At 61.2% G+C, this 19698-nt stretch carries 20 protein-coding genes; 9 read left to right on the top strand and 11 right to left on the bottom strand.

What is annotated here, in order from left to right; all coding sequences use genetic code 11:
* Positions 1 to 6: 6 nt before the first annotated feature.
* The 4 genes from AC13Q5_RS33630 (at position 7) to AC13Q5_RS33615 (ending at position 2330) form a co-directional block, all read left to right on the top strand.
* Positions 7 to 693, top strand: a complete 687-nt coding sequence (locus AC13Q5_RS33630; protein WP_075856776.1) for a helix-turn-helix transcriptional regulator — start codon at positions 7 to 9, stop codon at positions 691 to 693.
* Between the two features lie 83 nt (positions 694 to 776).
* Entirely contained in the window at positions 777 to 1007 is a 231-nt protein-coding gene (locus tag AC13Q5_RS33625; RefSeq protein ID WP_488504733.1) for a hypothetical protein, read from the top strand.
* Positions 1008 to 1219: 212 nt separating this feature from the next.
* On the top strand, positions 1220 to 1588 hold the full coding sequence (locus AC13Q5_RS33620; protein ID WP_457878094.1) for a VOC family protein: 369 nt from the start codon (positions 1220 to 1222) through the stop codon (positions 1586 to 1588).
* Positions 1589 to 1931: 343 nt separating this feature from the next.
* Complete coding sequence (locus AC13Q5_RS33615; protein WP_075856779.1) at positions 1932 to 2330, top strand: VOC family protein; 399 nt, start codon at positions 1932 to 1934, stop codon at positions 2328 to 2330.
* Positions 2331 to 2534: 204 nt separating this feature from the next.
* Here the strand turns inward: AC13Q5_RS33615 and AC13Q5_RS33610 are convergent, their stop codons facing one another.
* A complete protein-coding gene (locus AC13Q5_RS33610) occupies positions 2535 to 3389 on the bottom strand; it encodes a prephenate dehydratase (RefSeq protein WP_075856810.1) in 855 nt (284 codons plus the stop codon).
* 26 nt (positions 3390 to 3415) lie between these two features.
* A complete protein-coding gene (locus AC13Q5_RS33605) occupies positions 3416 to 4171 on the bottom strand; it encodes a 3-deoxy-manno-octulosonate cytidylyltransferase (protein ID WP_488504731.1) in 756 nt (251 codons plus the stop codon).
* A gap of 151 nt (positions 4172 to 4322) precedes the next feature.
* On the opposite strand from AC13Q5_RS33605, the gene AC13Q5_RS33600 reads away from it, so the two are divergent.
* Entirely contained in the window at positions 4323 to 4898 is a 576-nt protein-coding gene (locus AC13Q5_RS33600) for a c-type cytochrome (RefSeq protein ID WP_075856781.1), read from the top strand.
* Between the two features lie 61 nt (positions 4899 to 4959).
* Here AC13Q5_RS33600 and AC13Q5_RS33595 read toward each other — a convergent pair whose 3' ends face one another.
* Entirely contained in the window at positions 4960 to 6117 is a 1158-nt protein-coding gene (locus AC13Q5_RS33595) for a patatin-like phospholipase family protein (RefSeq protein ID WP_457878093.1), read from the bottom strand.
* A gap of 120 nt (positions 6118 to 6237) precedes the next feature.
* Complete coding sequence (locus AC13Q5_RS33590; RefSeq protein ID WP_075856783.1) at positions 6238 to 7182, bottom strand: AEC family transporter; 945 nt, start codon at positions 7180 to 7182, stop codon at positions 6238 to 6240.
* 399 nt (positions 7183 to 7581) lie between these two features.
* On the opposite strand from AC13Q5_RS33590, the gene AC13Q5_RS33585 reads away from it, so the two are divergent.
* Positions 7582 to 8574 (top strand): adenosine kinase, encoded by a 993-nt coding sequence (locus AC13Q5_RS33585; protein ID WP_075856784.1) that lies wholly within the window; start codon positions 7582 to 7584, stop codon positions 8572 to 8574.
* Positions 8575 to 8749: 175 nt separating this feature from the next.
* Here AC13Q5_RS33585 and AC13Q5_RS33580 read toward each other — a convergent pair whose 3' ends face one another.
* Together AC13Q5_RS33580 and AC13Q5_RS33575 are read right to left on the bottom strand one after the other, a co-directional pair.
* Complete coding sequence (locus AC13Q5_RS33580) at positions 8750 to 9352, bottom strand: cadmium resistance transporter (protein ID WP_488504789.1); 603 nt, start codon at positions 9350 to 9352, stop codon at positions 8750 to 8752.
* A gap of 98 nt (positions 9353 to 9450) precedes the next feature.
* Entirely contained in the window at positions 9451 to 9990 is a 540-nt protein-coding gene (locus AC13Q5_RS33575) for an SH3 domain-containing protein (protein WP_075856786.1), read from the bottom strand.
* Positions 9991 to 10180: 190 nt separating this feature from the next.
* On the opposite strand from AC13Q5_RS33575, the gene AC13Q5_RS33570 reads away from it, so the two are divergent.
* Positions 10181 to 11182: a 2-hydroxyacid dehydrogenase gene (locus AC13Q5_RS33570; RefSeq protein WP_075856787.1), complete on the top strand. Its 1002-nt coding sequence runs from the start codon at positions 10181 to 10183 to the stop codon at positions 11180 to 11182.
* Positions 11183 to 11325: 143 nt separating this feature from the next.
* On the top strand, positions 11326 to 12639 hold the full coding sequence (murA, locus tag AC13Q5_RS33565; RefSeq protein ID WP_488504730.1) for a UDP-N-acetylglucosamine 1-carboxyvinyltransferase: 1314 nt from the start codon (positions 11326 to 11328) through the stop codon (positions 12637 to 12639).
* Between the two features lie 27 nt (positions 12640 to 12666).
* Here the strand turns inward: murA and AC13Q5_RS33560 are convergent, their stop codons facing one another.
* From AC13Q5_RS33560 to recF, 3 genes are read right to left on the bottom strand one after another with little or no spacing between them, the layout of a single operon-like run.
* On the bottom strand, positions 12667 to 13137 hold the full coding sequence (locus AC13Q5_RS33560) for a GNAT family N-acetyltransferase (RefSeq protein ID WP_488504788.1): 471 nt from the start codon (positions 13135 to 13137) through the stop codon (positions 12667 to 12669).
* A 5-nt stretch (positions 13138 to 13142) separates the two neighbouring features.
* Positions 13143 to 13913: a molybdopterin-synthase adenylyltransferase MoeB gene (locus AC13Q5_RS33555; protein WP_488504729.1), complete on the bottom strand. Its 771-nt coding sequence runs from the start codon at positions 13911 to 13913 to the stop codon at positions 13143 to 13145.
* 36 nt (positions 13914 to 13949) lie between these two features.
* Positions 13950 to 15077 (bottom strand): DNA replication/repair protein RecF, encoded by a 1128-nt coding sequence (gene recF, locus AC13Q5_RS33550; protein ID WP_488504728.1) that lies wholly within the window; start codon positions 15075 to 15077, stop codon positions 13950 to 13952.
* 405 nt (positions 15078 to 15482) lie between these two features.
* Between recF and AC13Q5_RS33545 the strand changes: the two genes are divergently transcribed.
* Positions 15483 to 16286: an APH(3'') family aminoglycoside O-phosphotransferase gene (locus tag AC13Q5_RS33545; RefSeq protein WP_488504727.1), complete on the top strand. Its 804-nt coding sequence runs from the start codon at positions 15483 to 15485 to the stop codon at positions 16284 to 16286.
* Positions 16287 to 16376: 90 nt separating this feature from the next.
* On the opposite strand, the gene dnaJ is transcribed toward AC13Q5_RS33545, so the two are convergent.
* Both dnaJ and dnaK read right to left on the bottom strand, forming a co-directional pair.
* A complete protein-coding gene (dnaJ, locus tag AC13Q5_RS33540) occupies positions 16377 to 17522 on the bottom strand; it encodes a molecular chaperone DnaJ (RefSeq protein WP_075856793.1) in 1146 nt (381 codons plus the stop codon).
* A gap of 86 nt (positions 17523 to 17608) precedes the next feature.
* On the bottom strand, positions 17609 to 19528 hold the full coding sequence (dnaK, locus tag AC13Q5_RS33535) for a molecular chaperone DnaK (RefSeq protein ID WP_075856794.1): 1920 nt from the start codon (positions 19526 to 19528) through the stop codon (positions 17609 to 17611).
* Positions 19529 to 19698 lie beyond the last annotated feature (170 nt).

Raw genomic sequence — 19698 nt, 5'->3', positions numbered from 1 at the left:
TCCGCCATGGCCCGCTCGGAACGCTTGCTGACGCTGTTGCAGACGCTGCGGCGCTATCGCCGTCCGGTCAGCGGCGCCGTTCTGGCGGAGGAAACCGGCGTCAGCCTGCGCACGCTCTATCGCGATATCGCCAGCCTGCAATCGCAGGGCGCCATGATCGAGGGCGAGCCGGGCATTGGCTATGTGCTGAAACCCGGCTTCATGCTGCCGCCGATGATGTTTTCGCAGGACGAGATTGAAGCCCTGGTGCTGGGGTCGCGATGGGTGGCGCGCGCAACTGACGCCCGTCTGGCAGCCGCCGGCGCCGATGCGCTCGCCAAGATCGCCGCGGTGCTGCCTGCGGATCTTCGCGATGCGGTCGATCAGGCGGCGGTGGTCGTCGGTACGCGTCGCATCACCGAAGACAAGGCCGATCTTTCCCTGATGCGCAAGGCGATCCAGACGGAACGCATGGTGCAGCTGACCTATGGCGATGTAAACGGCGCCATCTCGACCCGGCGTATCTGGCCTTTCGCGCTCGGCTATTTCGACAATGCGCGCATCATCATGGCCTGGTGCGAACTGCGCCAGGATTATCGCCATTTCCGCGCCGACCGTATCGTCGACTTCGCGGTGCTGGAGGCGCGCTACCCGCGCCGCCGTGTCGCCCTCGCCAGAGAATGGCAGGCGCGGGAGGGCATGGTCCACAATTGACCTGTCGGCATAACGCTACTGCCAGAAACTGTCAGTAGGCTTGGCTATTATCGGTTCCATCCAAGCAGGAAGGAGGACCGATCATGGCAAGCAATGTTTTCACGCAACAAACGCATCGCGGTGGTATCAAGGCGCACGAAGGCAAAGGTCCTCCAACGCCGGCATGGCTGGCTCGCCTCTCGCAGATTGCGTTTGGCTATTTCACCCGCCGGTGGAACCGTCTCGATATCGAGGAAGCGCCGAATTCCGTGAAGCGGGATCTGGGCTTCCTGGATGGCTGCGCACCTTACCGCGAGGAAGACCGGATGCGTTGAGGCGAGCCACAGAAGCTCGTCGCGACCTCTACGATAACATGCACACAATCAAAAAACGGAGCGCAAGACGCTGATCCGAACAGCGCAGTGCGCTTTGGAAACGCATCTTCGCAAGCGCTCAACGTGCACCGACAAAACCATCTCCGGCGGGCCTCGCTCGCCGAAATGCACCCGCATGCCCTTAAATCCATCAAAACAAGAGGACTATCCAGATGACCAGCCCGAATCTCATCATCTTCTATGTCAAAGACCCTGGCGAAAGCACGCCGTTCTACCGCGACCTGTTCGGCCGCGAGCCGGCCTTTGCGTCGCCGAACTTCGTGGCTTTCTCGCTCGATAACGGCCTGAGCCTCGGTCTCTGGCGTCGCAGCAGCGTCGAGCCGCAACCCTCCGCGATCGGCAATCGCGGCGAGCTGGGCTTCATGGTCGAAGGCGCCGGCGCCGTCGAGCAGCACTATAGGGATTGGAAGGCACGTGGCTTGCCCATCGCGCAGGAGCTGACGACGATGGATTTCGGCCCGACCTTCGTCGTGCTCGATCCGGACGGTCACCGCCTTCGGGTCTGTGAGCCGGATAAGTGAATGTGGCCTAACCACCCGCCCTCGTGGTTCGAGGCTGCAGCCCTTCGGGCTTTCGCACCTCACCATGAGGGCTGATCCTTTGTGTCCGCCACAGGGCATGATTCACCTCATGGCGAGGTGCAGCACCATTAAGCGCAGCGAAAACGGTGATGCCTCGAACCACGAGGTGGCCCGGATTTGTGCCAGATGTTGAAGTTCTGCCCGGGTGGGCTAGGCCTGTGCTATCTCCTGCATCCATGTAAAACCGGCAGCTCTCACAAAGGACTCGCGTCCTTCATTCGAGTTGACTTCCGGTTTTCACGGAAGAAACTGATCGCTAAATCCAGAGCCATGCGAGGACCAATTGCTCCATCATATTTCGTTCGGTGTTTCCGATATCGAGAAAGCTGCTGCGTTCTACGACGCAGTCTTCGCCCCGCTCGGCTATGTCAGGGTCTGGGACGACTTGAGTCCCGGCGATCCCAATCAGGCCATAGGATATGGTGTGCCCGGTGGGGGCGATAAGTTCGCCATCAAATTGCGCGGCAAAGAGGCTCATGCGCCAGGCCCGGGCTTTCATCTCGCCTTCGCCGCACCGGGCCGCGAGGCTGTCGCCCTCTTCCATAGGGCCGCATTGGCTCATGGCGGCACGGACAATGGGCCGCCAGGTCTCAGGCCGCATTACGGTCCGAATTATTTTGCCGCCTTCGTCATCGATCCGGATGGCCATCGCATCGAGGTCGTGACCAAGGCTGAGGAATAGCTAGCGGTTGGAAATCAAACGATACCGTCACCCGCCCTCGTGGTTCGAGGCTTCGCTCTTTGAGCTCCGCACCTCACCATGAGGACTGGTCTTTTGTGCCTCGCCATAGGGCGCGCTCCACCTCATGGTGAGGTGCAGCGCCGTTAAGCGGAGCGAAAGCGGCGATGCCTCGAACCACGAGATGGCCCGGGTTCGCGCCGAATGTTAGAGATCGCCCCGCGTCGGATGGCCCTTGTAGACGCCCAGGATGCGGACCTTTTCGGAGAAGAAGCGCAGTTCCTCCAGTGCGCGGCGCACATGCGGATCTGAAGGGTGGCCCTCGATATCGGCATAAAACTGCGTTGCGACAAAACGGCCGCCGAGCTGATAGCTTTCGAGCTTGGTCATGTTGATGCCGTTGGTGGCAAAGCCGCCGAGCGCCTTGTAGAGCGCGGCTGGAATGTTGCGGACGTTGAAGACAAAGGTCGTGACGATCTTTTCGTCGGGCGAGCTGCGCTCCGCCCAATTCTCGTCGCGGGACAGGACGACGAAGCGCGTCATGTTGTTTTCGGTGTCTTCGACATTCTCGGCGATGATTTCCAGCCCGTAGAGATCGGCAGCGAGGCGCGGCGCCAGTGCCGCCATGCTGCGATCGCCGGTTTCCTTCACCAGCTTGGCGGCACCCGCGGTATCGCCGGCGATAACAGGCTTCCAGCCGTTGGCGCGCACGATGTTGCGGCACTGTCCGAGCGCATGGATGTGGCTGTGCACCGTGCGGATCTCTTCCTTCTTGACGCCGGGCAGGACCATCAGCTGGAAACGGATCGGCATGAAATATTCGCCGACGATATGCAGGCGCGATTCCGGCAGCAGATGGTGAATGTCCGCGACACGGCCGGCGATCGTATTCTCGATCGGAATCATGCCGAGATCTGCGTCGCCATTGTCGATGGCGGTCAGCGCATCCTCGAAGGTCTGGCAGGGCAGCGGCTCCATGGTCGGGAACATGTCACGGCTGGCCATGTCTGAATTGGCACCGTAGTCGCCCTGGAAGGAGATCTTGTTGGTCTTGGTAATCATGGAGCTGCCCTTGGGGGAATGCCGCATCAGAGGGAGGCGGCTGAGAGGATACGTCTGGCCTTTTCGAGGTCGGCGGGAGTATCGACACCGAGCGGGACCGTGTCAACGATCTCGACATCAATGCGCATGCCGGCCTCCAGAGCCCTCAACTGCTCCAGTGATTCGCGCCGTTCCAGCGTCGATGGGCCGAGGCTCACGAATTTCTCGAGTGCGGCACGACGATAGGTGTAGAGGCCGATGTGGTGGTAGAGCGGCCCATTGCCGTAGGGTGCGGTGGCGCGAGTGAAGTAGAGCGCGCGCAGGCGGTTATCCGAGATCGGCGAGCCGATGACCTTGACGACGCTCGGCAGGGTCTTCTCTTCCTCGTCCTTGATCTCGACCGTCAGTGTGGCGATGTCGACAGCCGGGTTTTCGAGCGGGCGCAGCGACGCGCGGATGGTGTCGGGATCGATTGTGGGAAGGTCGCCCTGCACGTTGACGACGATTTCGGCGCGGCCCTGCGGATCAACGGCCTGCAGCGCCTCATAGATGCGGTCCGAACCGGACTGATGATCCTTGCCCGTCATGACGACGTCGAAGCCGGCATTGGCAACGGCGGCATAGGTATCCTCATGGTCGACGGCGACGACGATGCGACCGATCGCCGCCTCGCGCGCACGCTTGGCAACCTGTACGATCATGGGAAGGCCGCAAATATCAGCGAGCGGCTTGCCCGGCAGGCGCGTGGAGGCCATGCGGGCGGGAATGAGGACCAGCGTCTTGTCTAAATTTGAATCAGTCATTGTTGGGCCTTCTATTCCCGAGGGAAAAGTGTCAAAACGTCTCATGGTGGAGACCGTTTACAGAGTTGCAAGAAACAGCCAAAAGACATAGGTTTCGCGCGAATTCAAGATGGGCCAGCGGAGGATGCTGGCGGCGAGGGGAGCATAGCAGATGAATTCATCCTACGTGAACATGGGAGTCGGGGCGCTTTTGGCCACGCTGTTCGTGTTGAAGTCCGTGTCGCTCGCGTCAGGATTTATTTTCCATTCAGAGACGCCGGAAAAGCCCGGTTTCGCGATCGTCGCAACCGAGGAACCGGCTGCAGGCGACAAGGCCGCCGCCGCCAAGCCGGATACGCCGATCGCTCAGCTGCTGCAGAAGGCTGACGCCAAGGTCGGCGAGACGATCTTCAAGAAGTGTCAGGCCTGTCATTCCGGAGAGAAGGGCGGGCCGAACAAGGTCGGCCCCGATCTCTGGGGTATTGTCGACCGCCCGGTCGCCGAGCACGAGGGCTTCGCCTATTCGTCCGGCATGAAGGACTTCTCCAAGGGTGGCGCGGAAAAGTGGACCTATGACCACCTTTATCACTTCCTGGCCGCTCCGAAGAAATTCGTCGCCGGCACGGCGATGGGCTTTGCTGGCCTGCCGAAGGAAGAAGATCGCGCCAACGTAATCGCTTATCTGCGCACGCTCGCCGATACGCAGGTGCCGCTGCCGGATCCGAACGCACCGGCCGCCACGAACTAAGACAAGTCACAAGCGTGATTGAAAAACCCGGCCGTCAGGGCCGGGCTTTTCGCGTTGTTATTCAGATTGAATGCCGGCGGGAGCGCGTCCGCTGATCGAGGTCGAAGACCTTCAATCCGTCCTCGGCGCTTGGAGGCATGCGCCAGTCTTCTGCGACCAGCGCCTTGCGGGCATCGCGCAATCCGGCATCCCAATGCTCGTGCATGGACAGCGCCGAAAACTCGTAATCCTTCGAATGCGAGCGGAACTGCTTGTTGCGGTAGATCAGATGGATGATCGTCACGCCGTAATCCGAGCAATGTTGTTCCAGCTTCTTGATTTCCGGATCGGCCTTGGCCTCCTCGGGAAGCCGCGCGTAAAGCTCGGATATGGCGCGCCGCAGGCGATGACGCTCGAGAAAGAGATCAGTGTTGAGCCGGGTGCGGCTCGAATAGGTAATGTCCTTGCGCCGCTCCTCAACCTCTTCCAGATCCTGCGGCAGCGGCCCGACGGCGCTGAAAAGGTCGACCTGGAAGACGACCGTGTCGATTGCGGCGCCATTGCGCAGCACGTAGGTCAAGGGCGTGTTCGAGACCAGTCCGCCATCCCAGTAGTGCTCGTTGCCGATCTTGACCGCGGGAAAACCGGGCGGCAAGGCGCCGCTCGCCATCACGTGCTCAGGCCCGATCTTGATATCCTTGTTGTCGAAGAAGGCGAAATTGCCGGTGCGGACATTGACCGCACCGAGGCTCAAGCGCACCGGGCCGTGGTTGATACGATCGAAATCGACGTGATCGAGCAGCGTCTGGCGCAACTGCTCGGTATCATAGATGCTGGTCGCGCCCGCCGAACCACGCGCCTGGAACCAGGCGGGGATCTGCCAGGGGGAAAAGAAGCCGGGCACGCCGAAAGTCGAAACCCACCAGCTGCTGACCGAGCGATAGAAGGGGTTGGTCTCGCGCCGATCTTCCATCAGCATGTCGACGGGAAGATGAACCGTCACCTTGTTCCAGAAGGAGCGCAATTTCTCAAGCCGCTCGCCGGGCACATTGCCGGCCATGATCGAGGCATTGATCGCGCCGATCGAGATGCCGGCGATCCAGTCCGGCTCGATATTCTGTTCTCTGAGCGCCTGGAAGGCGCCGGCTTGATAAGAGCCAAGGGCGCCGCCGCCCTGGAGCACGAAGACCTTCTGCGAATAGGCTGACGCGGGATTGGTGACTGGAGCTGCAATATTCATGTGCCATCCTTTGCTGCGCTCCGGGTGGGAAGGCCGGGATGCGCAAAACTATGACCATTTTTACGCCTGCGTCTCCGAAAGCGGAGAGATGCTGTTGCGATCGGCGGATTCGAGCCTCGGCTATCCGAGCAGATAGGCCCAAAGCGACACCGAGAATGCCCCGAGCGCCGTCGTCAAGGTAATCGTCGAGGCGGCTAGACTGTGGCCCACGCCGAAGCGATTGGCAATCAGCCAGGCGTTCACACCTGTAGGAACGGCGGCCGTGAGCACCAGCGCGGCCCGCCATTCCGGGCTGAGGCCGAGGAGAAGACCGGCCGCCAGCACACAGGCCGGCAGCAGAAAAAGCTTGAAGGCGGCAATCACGCTGGTAATGCCGAGATTGCCTGACATCCCGTATTGGCGCAGCGCCATGCCGAGCGAGATCAGCGCTGCCGGGCCGGCGATATTGGCAATGCTGTCGATAGCGGTGCCAAGCGTCGCAGGGATCGGAAGGCTGGTCAGATGCACGATCAGGCCGCAGAAAAGCCCGATGACGAGCGGATTGCGCACGAGGTTCTTGCCGACCTGCTGCAGCAGTTCGCCGATGCTGCGGCCGGCGCCGGGATTCTCCTTGCGCTCAGCCTGCTCCATCAGCAGCGTACCGGCGATCATCATCGTTGGCAGATGCACGGCAATCAGGATCGACATCGCCATGACGCCGTCAGGCCCGACGGTGCGCCCGACCAGCGGCAGGCCGATGAAGATCGTATTGGCGAAAGCGGATGAAACGCCGGCGAGCACGCCGATCCGCGCGTCCCGGCCGAACATGCGTGTCGCGACGATATGGCCGGCGGTCCAGGTGATGGCAACGCCGGAGAAATAGGCGATCCACAAGCGAAACGGCGATGCGCCGCGAAAATTCGCCTCGGCGATGGTCTGAAACAGCAGGAGCGGCACGGCGATTTTGAAGACGAACTCGCTCATGGCCTCGCCGACCTCGGCCTTCAGCAGGCCGGTGCGAACGATCACCCAGCCGACGAGAATGAGCAGGAAGACCGGAAGAACGTCGGTGAGAATTTCGGACATGCCGGACAGGGGCCGTGAAGATCGTGGCTCGGGAAGGGCGATCCGGACGTTGTAGCAGCTTGCCTACGCGTGGAAACCCGTAAAAACAAAAAAGCGGGCAACGCCCGCTTGTGTGTCCAGTCTCGCCAGACAAGTCCCCCCGGTGCACATGCCGCCAGTTCATCCGTGGTCGGCCCGCGTACCGGTGAGGCGGAAGGCATCATTCCTTCCCAGACTGGCTTGGAAGTCTTTCGAACTTCCCATCCCAGCCGCTTGATAAGCATTTAAAGATAGAAAGTGACAGGCAAATGACTGATTGGAATTAAGTTGGCCGCCTTTGCGCGGATTTTTCTTCCAAACTTCGGAAAAACCGATAATACCGGATACCGGCTATCACCAGTATCCGGGACCTTCCTATAGATGACTCGCTTCGATGTACTGACCGTTGGCAATGCCATCGTCGACATTATCGCCCGTTGCAATGATCAGTTCCTGATCGACAACAAGATCACCAAAGCCGCGATGAACCTCATCGACGCCGAGCGCGCCGAACTTCTCTATTCGCGCATGGGACCGGCCTTGGAAGCTTCTGGCGGCAGTGCCGGCAATACGGCTGCGGGTGTCGCGAATTTCGGCGGTAGAGCTGCCTATTTCGGCAAGGTCGCCGAAGACCAGCTCGGAGAGATCTTCGCCCACGATATCCGCGCCCAGGGCGTGCATTACGAGACAAGGGCGAAGGGCACCTTCCCGCCGACCGCCCGTTCGATGATCTTCGTGACCGAGGATGGCGAGCGCTCCATGAATACCTATCTCGGCGCCTGCGTCGAGCTCGGTCCGGAAGACGTCGAGGAACAGGTCGTTGCCGATGCCAAGGTGACCTATTTCGAAGGCTATCTCTGGGATCCGCCGCGCGCCAAGGAAGCTATCCGCGAATGCGCCCGCATCGCCCATGCCCATGGCCGGGAAATGTCGATGACGCTCTCCGACAGCTTCTGCGTCGGCCGCTACCGCGAAGAGTTCCTCGATCTCATGCGCTCCGGCACCGTCGATATCGTCTTTGCCAATCGTGACGAAGCCTTGTCGCTCTACGAGACCGACGATTTCGAGAAAGCGCTGAAGCTGATCTCGGCCGATTGCAAGATCGCCGCCGTGACCACAGGCAAGGACGGCGCTGTCATCGTGCGCGGCAACGAGCGCTATGTCGTCGACGCCCATCCGATCGAGGAGCGCGTCGATACCACCGGCGCCGGCGATCTTTTCGCTGCCGGCTTCCTTTTCGGCTATACGCAGGGCCGCGGCCTGGAAGATTGCGCCAAGCTCGGCAATCTCGCTGCAGCCATCGTCATCGAACAGATCGGCCCGCGGCCGATGCGGTCGCTGTCGGAAGCCGGCAAGGAATTCGGGCTTCTCTGACGGAAATCCCTCGCGCATGGTCGCAAAAGCCGCCCGCCACGGACGCCGGGCGGCTTTTGTTTTTATGCGGTCGCTACAGCAATTCCGGGAAAAGTGCGGAGCGGTTTTCCGTCCGGAATTGCTAGACAACAAAGAGATAGAGCGGTTCAGAGCTTCCGCGAAGAGCTGAATCGTTCTAGCGCCAGAAGAGCGTCGCAGTCCCGGCTTCGTAGAAGATGAGGATGCCGAGCGCGATCAGAACGAACGGCACGATCCTGTGGCCGTGACGGCGGATCGGTGCGCCCAAGGTCGGATGATTGACGAGGGAGTGCGCGGCAGCGAGCCAGATTGCCGTCAGCACCGCGAAGATGCAGCCGATGGTGAGGATCTCGTAGGCGGAGCGCGTCGCGAAGATCGGCGTATAGATGCTGATATTGTCGCCGCCATTGGCGATCGTCACCAGCGTGACGGCCACGATATTTCCGTGTCCGGCCGAAGCTTTCGTATGATCTTCCGGATCGTCGCCGGTCTCGATGCCGTTCCAGAGTTCCCACAATCGCCTGACGCCGAAATAGATCGGCGCAAGGCCAAGCAGGCCGATATAGGTGGCGGGAATGACGAGAACCAGAAAGGAGGCGAGGGCGCTGAAGCCATAGAGTGCGCCAATGCCGAGATACTGGCCGATGACGATCTGCCTCAGGCGGAATTTCCGGTCGGCGAAAAAGCCGAGAAGGACGAATATGTCGTCTATGTTCGTTGATGCGAACATGACGATGGCAACGCCGAAAACGCCTAACATATAACCCAAGATCGCCGGTCTCCCTATCCGATCCCGGATATAGCATCGCTCCGGAAAAGTCGCACGCTCGCTTGCCGTCTGTAAACGGTGAGGTTTCGTTACTTGAAGGCTTCGCCGGGGTAGGCGCCCCAGATCTCGGATTGCGCGACCCAACCCTCGGTGCCGTCGGCGGTGGCGAGGCACCAGTCGCCGGTGCATTCCTTGATGGTCATCATCACGCCAGGCTGAAGCTTGGCGATGACGGCCGCGGATGGCTGGGATTCGCGGCGCATGTTGACGAAGACGGCTTTGCCCTTGCCCTTCATCCAGGGCGCGGCAATCGCCGAGCGCTGGCCCGACAGCAGCGATTGGTTGACCCAGCCCTCGGTGCCGTCGGCATCGCGCACGCGCCGCCAGTTATCATATTCCTGGATGATTTCGACCGGCAGGCCCTGCTTGAGATAGAGCCACGACACGGCGTAATCGGCGCTCGGACCGATGCGCAGATTGACCCGCTTCGACTTCAGCGTGACGAAGCGCGGCAGCGGCAGGCCGCTTGGCCCCTTGGCGGCCTGGGCGGCGGCAAGATCGGCTGACGCAGCAGCCATCATCAGGCCGATTGCGACAATGGCGCAGGACTTCAATGCTTTGCCACGCATGGGATTTCCGTTCGTTCGTCATGACAAAGGCGCCGTTCCGGCGACCTTTCGCTCCGGTGAGCGGCAAATCCTCGGATCGCGTCAGCGAGTTTTATTTGTCTTCGCCTGCGGGTCTGGTAGAAATGCCCGGAACGGGAAAATTATCCCGCTTCTTGGTTAAGAACATCTGAACAAGGCATCGCCGCTCGCCATGACGACGAAGAAAAAACCGAAGGTCTACGTCACGCGCAAACTGCCTGATGCGGTGGAGACGCGGATGCGCGAACTCTTCGATGCCGAACTCAATATCGATGACCGCCCGCGCACCAAGGACGAATTGATAGAGGCTGTCCGTTCCGTCGACGTGCTGGTGCCGACCGTCACCGACCGCATCGACGCGGAGGTGATCGACGAGGCCGGACCGCAGATGAAGCTGATTGCGAGCTTCTCCAACGGCACGGATCATATCGATGTCGAGGCCGCCGCCCGCCGCGGCATTACCGTGACAAACACGCCGAATGTGCTGACCGAAGACACCGCCGACATGACCATGGCGCTCATCCTCGCCGTGCCCCGACGCCTGGCGGAAGGTGCGCGCGTGCTGACCGACAATCCCGGCGAATGGGCAGGCTGGTCGCCCACCTGGATGCTTGGCCGCCGTATCCACGGCAAGCGCATCGGCATCGTCGGCATGGGGCGAATCGGCACCGCTGTCGCCCGCCGCGCCAAGGCGTTCGGTCTTTCCATCCATTATCACAATCGCAAGCGCGTCAATCCGGCGACCGAGGACGAGCTGGAGGCGACCTATTGGGACAGCCTTGACCAGATGCTCGCCCGCGTCGATATCGTGTCGGTCAATTGCCCGTCGACGCCGGCCACTTACCACCTGATCTCGGCGCGCCGCCTCGCACTGTTGCAACCGACGAGCTACATCGTCAACACCGCGCGCGGCGACGTCATCGACGAAACGGCGCTGATCAAGATCCTGCGCGAAGGCAAGATCGCCGGTGCCGGCCTCGACGTGTTCGAGAACGAACCTGCCGTCAATCCGAAGCTGGTGAAGCTCGCCAATGAGGGCAAGGTGGTGATCCTGCCGCATATGAGTTCGGCGACGCTCGAAGGCCGCATCGACATGGGCGACAAGGTCATCATCAACATCCGCACTTTCATCGACGGCCATCGTCCGCCCAATCGCGTGCTGCCGTTCCGATAAGCGAATCGCCCTCAAGCTCCTGCCGAAACGAAGCGGATAGTGTCGGCTTCAAATTTGATCTTTCTTGCCTTAGGCCGGTCATGCGTATGTCACAAAGCCGGCCCAGAGGTGACGTCAAACACAAATCAGGAAGGGCGGAAACGATGGCGCGTGCGCTGCCGCATGAGCGGATTCAATATGTGGTCGAGGGCGGCTTCAAGCTGTCGGGCGAGATCGAGCCGAGTGGCAACAAGAATGCCGCGCTGCCGATCATCGCCGCATCGCTTCTGACCGATCAACGCGTCGAGCTCAGCAACGTGCCGCGCATTCGCGATGTCGAGGCGCTGGTGGAGCTGATCCAGTCTGTCGGCGCCAAGGTGCGCTGGCTCGGCCGCAACGAGCTCGAAATCGAAGCGCGCGAACTTCGTCCCGCCAATCTCGATCCCGATCTCTGCGCTCGCATCCGTGCCTCCATCCTGCTGGCCGGACCGATGCTGGCGCGCTGTGGCGAAATCACCTTGCCGCCGCCCGGCGGCGACGTCATCGGCCGCCGGCGTGTCGATACGCATTTCCTGGCGCTGGAACAGCTCGGCACCAGGATCGAAGTCAATAGCGTCTACAGCTTCCGCACCGAAGGGTTGCGTGGCGCCGATGTCTTCCTCGACGAACCCTCCGTGACGGCAACGGAAAACGCGCTTTGCGCTGCCGTTTTCGCTGAGGGAACGACGATCCTGCGCAACTGCGCCTCCGAACCGCATGTCCAGGATCTTGCACGGTTCCTGATTGCCATGGGCGCACGGATCCAGGGCGTCGGCACCAACATGATGACCATCCATGGTGGCCGGCGGCTCGGCGGTGCGTCGCATCGCATCGGCCCCGACCATAACGAGGTTGGTTCGCTGATCGGCCTTGCCGCCGTTACCGGTTCGGAAATCACCATTCGCCGCGCCGGCGTCGAGCATCTGCGCTCCACCCTCATGACCTTCGAGCGTTTGGGCATACGCTGCCAGATCGACGGCGATGATCTCATCATCCGCTCCGGCCAGGAGATGAAGATCCAGCCCGATTTCGGCGGCCATATTCCGAAGATCGAGGATCAGCCATGGCCGGCCTTTCCGGCTGACACCATGTCGATCGCCATCGTCACCGCCTCGCAATGCGATGGCGTCGTGCTGATGTTCGAGAAAATGTTCGAAAGCCGCATGTTCTTTGTCGACAAGCTGATCGCCATGGGCGCCCGCATCGTGCTGTGCGACCCGCATCGCGCCATCGTCGCCGGCCCCTCCAAGCTACGGGCCGCCCAGCTTGAAAGCCCTGACATTCGCGCCGGCATGGCAATGCTGATCGCGGCGATGTGCGCCGAGGGCACGAGCGTCATCAACAATGCCCAGCAGATCGAGCGCGGTTACGAGCGCATCGAGGAACGGCTGAATGCCATGGGCGCCCGCATCACCCGCATTCCGCCGCGCGAGGCGTGAGAGCCCGGTTCAACGGATGAAGATGCGCTAGGCGATCGCCTTGCGCATCTCGATCGATGTCGTGCGATCGAAGCCGGCATGGCGATTTTCGGCCGTCTTCCGGAAACCCCAGGCGGTGAAGGTGACGTGATTGTCGATCAGCTCGATCCGCGTCTCCAGCCGCAGGTCCTTGAGGCCGAGATCTCGCGCCGTCGCCTCGGCCAGGGCGAGCAGGCGCTTGCCGATACCCTTGCCCTGCGCCGCCGGCAGCACGGCGAGCTTGCCGACATATAGGCTCTCCGCCTCCGGCCGGCAGAAAATGCAGCCGACCAACTGCTCGCCATCCAGTGCCGCATAAGCAATCTCGTTGAGAGCCTTCGCCTTCAGGTTTGCAGGCGTCAGCGCAAGCGCGGAGGAGGGTGGATCGATGCGTCCATTCATGTATGCGAAGGATGTGAGAATAAGGTCGAGCAATTCGTCCCAGGGGTCGAAGCCGTCATCCAGGCGACGAATCGTGATGTCGCTCATTCGGCCGCGACCCGAGGGCGCTTGCGGCGATAGCGCACGGTTTCGAAGCGGGTGGAAAGCCCGTCATAGAGGAGCAGGCGGCCGATCAGCGGCTCGCCGATACCGGTGATGAGCTTGATGGCCTCCATCGCCATCAGCGTGCCGATGACACCTGTCAGCGCGCCGATGATCCCGGCTTCCGCGCAGCTGGGGATGAGACCTTCCGGTGGTGGTGCCGGAAAGAGATCGCGATAGCGTGGATTGGGATTGCCGTCCGCGTCGCTCTCGTAAGGCTTCAACGTCGTAACGGAGCCGTCGAAACGACCGACAGCGCCGGTCACCAGCGGCAGGTGCGCTGCTTCCGTCGCATCGGCAGCCGCATAGCGCGTGTCGAAATTGTCGGAGCCATCGATGACAAGATCGAAGCCGGCGAGGTGTTGCACGGCAGTATCTGGGCTGAAGCGCTCCTCGAAACGGATGACCCGCACATGCGGGTTCAGCCGCGCGATGGCATCGGCCGCGCTCTGCGTCTTCATCTCGCCGATCGTGCCGGTATCGTGAATGACCTGCCGCTGCAGGTTGGACAGCGAAACGCGGTCGTCATCGGCAATGCCGAGCGTGCCGACACCGGCGGCAGCGAGATATTGCAGCACCGGCGCACCAAGACCGCCGGCGCCGATGACAAGGACGCGGGCAGCTTTCAACTTTTGCTGGCCGGCGCCGCCGACCTCCGGCAGGAGGATATGGCGGTGATAGCGGCTGATTTCGTCTGAGCTCAAAGGATCCATGCGCGAGAGTCTATCACAATCGCTAGGGAGGAGGCGCTAGGTTTTCGTAATGCCGCCATGCGCCACGGTAAAGAATTGCGCGCGCTCGCCAAGCGCCGAAAACATGGATTTGTCCGTGCCGGTCATGAAGGCTTGGCCGCCGAGCCCGTCGATAAGGTCGAAGAGGGCTGCGCGACGCCCCTCGTCGAGATGGGCGGCGATCTCGTCGAGCAGCAGGATCGGCGCATAGCCCGTGAGGTTGCCGACCAGGCGCGCATGGGCAAGGATGAGGCCGACGAGAAGCGCTTTCTGCTCGCCTGTCGAGCAGCGCTCCGCCTCCATGTCCTTTTCGCGGTGGCGGACGAGAAGATCGGCCCGGTGTGGTCCATCCAGCGTGCGGCCGGCCGCGGCATCACGGTAGCGCCCCTCGCGCAGCATGTCGGCATAGGCATCTTCCAGATCGACGGCCGGCCGGTCGAATTGCCCGTCGAGGAAACCGGAAAGCTCAAGGGCTGCCGAGGGGAACGGCGTCGCCTCGCGCGTTTCGGCGATCAGCCGCGAGAGAAGGCCGAGCATTTCCTGCCGCGCGATCGCCATGGCGATGCCGAGGCTTGCCATCTGCTCCTCGATACCGCCGAGCCAGGATGGATCGAACCGGTTTTCGGACAGAAGCTTGTTGCGGCTGCGCATGGCGCGCTCGAAATCGCTGGCGCGGCGGCCGTGGGCAGGATCGAGCGACAGCACCAGCCGGTCGAGGAAGCGACGACGCTCGGAAGAGCCGCCTGTGAAGAGGCCATCCATCGCCGGCGTCAACCAGAGAACGCGCATATGGTCGGTCAGCTCATCGACTGTCTTGGCCGGCGTGCCGTTGATTCGGAGCCTACGGGCGGCAGATTCATCGGTGGTGTCGATGCCGGTGCCGATTTCGACCGTGCCCTCCATGCCCTCAAGTTCGGCGAAGATCGAAAATCCGCCTGGCGCATTGACGCGTGGGACGTCGGCATAGGCGGCGCGACGCAAGCCGCGGCCTGGCGACAGCAGCGAGACCGCTTCCATGAGGTTGGTCTTGCCCGCACCATTGTCGCCGGTCAGCACTACATGCCGCTCGTCAAGCGTCAGCGCCGCCGCCGCATAGTTGCGGAAGTCGGTCAGCTTCAGGCGCGAGATGAAAACCTTGTTCGGCATCGGTCCTTAGGATTCGTCGTCGATGGGGCGAGGGGTATGCCGAACATCGCCCAAGTGCAAGGATTTTACCGGTATTTCGAGAGGACAACGGAAGGAAGCGCTGTCGGGGCCACCCTCTTCCTTCGACGGGCTCAGGATGAGGGTGGAGCGAGCCGCGGGTCCGGGGAAGCTAAGACAAGGCGAGAGGAATAGCCCTCATGGTGGGGAGGCCCGCAGGGCCGTCTCGAACCACGAGCGTGGGTGATTCGCTCTCCAAACAAAAGTCCGGGCGAATCATCGCCAGGATCTATGCGAATCAATCTGATTCGCCATCTCGGGATTTGAATTCCCGCAACGGTTGGTATTGGCGCATGGCGCTACCTATATCGCCATGCTCGGAGAGATTTTGGGGCAGGGGGCCATCCATTGGAATCTGTAAAAGCACTGCTCGCGCATACCAGCCGCGATTGGACGCGTGTGAAGACAGGCGAATCGGGCGATCTCGTCTATCGGCGTGAGGACGGCTTGGCCTATGCTAAAATCGCCTCTTCAGCCCGATCGGCGGATCTCGCCGGCGAACGCAACCGGCTGCTTTGGTTGCAAGGCAGGGGCATTGCCACTCCTGAGGTGATCGATTGGCGTGAAGTCGAGGAGGGCGCGTGCCTCGTCACGACCGCTATCCCCGGCGTGCCGGCTGCGGATCTGGATCGAGATGCCTTGCTGAAGGCCTGGCCATCGATGGCGCGGCAACTCAAATCTCTTCACGACCTGCCTTCAGGTCAATGCCCTTTCGATCGCAGCCTGTCGCTCATGTTCGCAAAAGCATCGGACGTGGTCTCGCGGGATGCGGTGAACCCGGATTTCCTGCCGCCAGAGGATCGGGGTAGATCGGCCCGCGAACTGTTTGATCGCGTTGAGCGCGATTTGCCTCTGCGCCTCGCTCAAGAAGTGGTCGATGGAGTTCTCTGCCATGGCGATGCCTGCATGCCGAACTTCATGGTCGATCCGCATAGCCTGCAATGTGCCGGTCTGATCGATCTCGGCCGTGTCGGCAAGGCGGATCGCTATGTCGATCTCTCGCTGATGATTGCCAATGCCGAGGAGAGCTGGTCGACATCAGAGCAGGGGCAAAGGGCATTTTCGATCCTGTTCGAGACCCTTGAGATCGAACAGCCGGATCGCGAGCGCCTTGCCTTCTATCTCAGGCTCGATCCGCTGACCTGGGGCTGATTCGCAAGGGGACGATTGATTCGTCTGCCCAAACAAAAAATCCGGCCGAATCATCGGCCGGATTCATGTGAAACACTTTTGATTCGCGAATCAGTCGCTGAACGTGTCGAAGAAATCCTTCATGCGGGCGAAGAAGCCCGTCGATTCGGGATTGTTGTCCTTCGAAGAGATCTGCTCGAATTCCTGCAGCAATTCACGCTGGCGCTTGGTCAGCTTCTGCGGCGTCTCGATCTGAATCTGGATGTAGAGATCGCCGACCTGGCTGGAGCGCAGCACCGGCATGCCCTTGCCCTTCAGGCGGAACTGCTTGCCGACCTGCGTTCCCTCGGGAACGCTGACGCGTGACTTGGTGCCGTCGAGTGTTGCGACATCGAAGGTGCCGCCGAGTGCCGCCGTCGTCATCGAGATCGGCACGGCGCAGTAGAGATCGGCGCCATCCCGCTGGAAGAATTCATGCGGCTTGACGGACAGGAAGATGTAAAGGTCGCCTGAAGGACCACCGCGCAGGCCGGCTTCGCCTTCGCCTTGCAGGCGGATGCGCGTACCATCCTCGATGCCTGAGGGAATGTTGACGGAGAGCGAACGCTCCTCGGTCACGCGACCCTGGCCGTGACATTTCGTGCAGGGGTCGGGAATGATCTGGCCGCGGCCATGACAGGTCGGGCAGGTGCGTTCGACGGAGAAGAAGCCCTGGGCAGCGCGGACACGGCCGGAACCCTGGCAGGTGCCGCAGGTCTTCGGCTGCGTGCCGGGCTTGGCGCCCGAGCCGGAACAGACGTCGCAGGTGATCGAAGTCGGAACCCGGATCTGCGCGGTCTTGCCGCTGAAGGCTTCCTCCAGCGAGATTTCCATATTGTAGCGAAGATCGGCGCCGCGTTCGCGACCGCCGGAAGAGCGTCCGCGCGAGCGTCCGCCACCCATCATCTCGCCGAAAATATCCTCGAAAATGTCGGAGAAGCCGCCACCGCCGAAACCGGCGCCAAAGCCGCCACCGCCACCCATGCCGCCATGCTCGAAAGCGGCGTGGCCGTAGCGGTCATAGGCTGCGCGCTTCTGCGGATCCTTGAGCGTTTCGTAGGCCTCGTTGATTTCCTTGAACTTCCGCTCGGCGTTGCTGTCGTCCGGATTCTTGTCCGGATGATATTGCATTGCCAGCTTGCGAAAGGCGCTTTTCAGCTCTTTCTCGTCCGCCGTCTTGGAGACGCCCAACGTCTCGTAAAAATCCGCTTTTGCCATATTAAGGATTAGAACCCCGGAAATGGATTTCCGGCTGCCCGAAGGCAGCCGGATCTAAGTTTCCGCGAGAACCTTTCGGTTCGCGCTTATGCAGACCGCTTGCGGTCGTCTTCGTCCTTGATTTCCTCGTAGTCGGCATCGACGACATCGTCCTTGCCAGCTGCTGCCGAGGCATCACCCGAACCAGCTTCCGCCTGCTGCGATTCATAGATCGCCTGGCCGAGCTTCATGGAAACTTCCATGAGCGTCTGGGTCTTGGCCTTGATGTCTTCTGCATCCGGCTCGGAAGCTTCGGTTGCCGTCTTCAAGGCTGCGATCGCGTCGGAAATCGCGGTGCGATCGGCTTCCGTGACCTTGTCGCCATAATCCTTCAGCGACTTCTCGCTGGAGTGGATCAGGCTTTCAGCCTGGTTCTTGGCTTCAACGCCTTCGCGACGCTTCTTGTCTTCGGCTGCGTGCGCTTCTGCATCCTTGACCATCTTTTCGATGTCGGCGTCGGAAAGACCGCCGGAAGCCTGGATGCGGATCTGCTGTTCCTTGCCGGTACCCTTGTCCTTGGCCGAAACCTGGACGATGCCGTTGGCGTCGATATCGAAGGTGACTTCGATCTGCGGAACGCCGCGCGGTGCCGGCGGCAGGCCGACGAGGTCGAACTGGCCGAGCAGCTTGTTGTCTGCAGCCATTTCGCGCTCGCCTTGCGAAACGCGGATGGTCACGGCCGACTGGTTGTCGTCGGCGGTCGAGAAGGTCTGCGACTTCTTCGTCGGGATCGTCGTGTTGCGTTCGATCAGGCGGGTGAAGACGCCGCCCAGCGTTTCGATGCCGAGAGACAGCGGCGTTACGTCGAGGAGCAGAACGTCCTTGACGTCGCCCTGCAGGACACCGGCCTGGATGGCAGCGCCGAGAGCGACGACTTCATCCGGGTTGACGCCCTTGTGCGGCTCCTTGCCGAACAGCTGCTTGACGACTTCCTGCACCTTCGGCATGCGGCTCATGCCGCCGACGAGAACGACTTCGTCGATTTCAGCGGCGGTGACACCGGCATCTTTGAGGGCTGCCTTGCACGGAGCGATGGTGCGCTGCACGAGATCGTCGACCAGGCTTTCCAGCTTGGCGCGGGTCAGCTTCAGCGTCAGGTGCTTCGGGCCGGTGGCGTCTGCCGTGATGAAGGGCAGGTTGATTTCGGTCTGCTGTGCGGACGAAAGTTCGATCTTGGCCTTTTCGGCAGCTTCCTTCAGGCGCTGCAGGGCAAGCTTGTCGCCCTTGAGGTCGATGCCGTTGTCCTTCTTGAACTCGGCAACGAGATATTCGACGAGACGCATGTCGAAGTCTTCACCGCCAAGGAAGGTGTCGCCGTTGGTCGACTTCACTTCGAAGACGCCGTCGCCGATTTCGAGGATCGAGATATCGAAGGTGCCGCCACCAAGGTCGTAAACGGCGATGGTCTTGCCGTCCTTCTTGTCGAGGCCGTAAGCAAGGGCTGCTGCCGTCGGCTCGTTGATGATGCGCAGAACTTCAAGGCCGGCGATCTTGCCGGCATCCTTGGTTGCCTGGCGCTGCGCGTCGTTGAAGTAGGCGGGAACGGTGATGACGGCCTTTTCGACCTTTTCGCCAAGATAGGATTCGGCGGTTTCCTTCATCTTCTGAAGGATCATTGCGGAAACTTGTGCGGGCGAATAGCCCTTGCCCTGCGCCTCGACCCAGGCATCGCCATTATCGCCCTTGACGATCGTGAAAGGAACAAGGTGCTTGTCCTTCTCGACGGTCGGATCTTCGTAGCGGCGGCCGATCAGGCGCTTGACAGCGAAGAGGGTATTGGTGGGGTTGGTGACAGCCTGACGCTTGGCCGGCTGGCCGACGAGACGTTCACCATCGTCGGTGAAGGCTACCATGGAGGGGGTGGTCCGGGCGCCTTCGGCATTCTCGATCACTTTCGCGTCCTTGCCGTCCATGACGGCGACGCAGGAATTTGTCGTTCCAAGGTCGATACCAATTACTTTTGCCATGTCATTCTCTCCTTGAAGCAAGCTGTCGGAACCCCTGCCAGGCATTCCATTGACAGCCCCTTACGGGATGGTCTTGAGGATTGCGCAGCCATGACTGCGGTGATGCCGCGTATATAAGTAGCGGTTTTACTGACTGCAAGGCAGGAAATGGCCTGAAATCCAGCAAAACA

It is taken from the genome of Martinezella sp. CNPSo 3964 (assembly GCF_057784375.1).
This window is presented reverse-complemented; position numbering and strand designations above follow the sequence as displayed.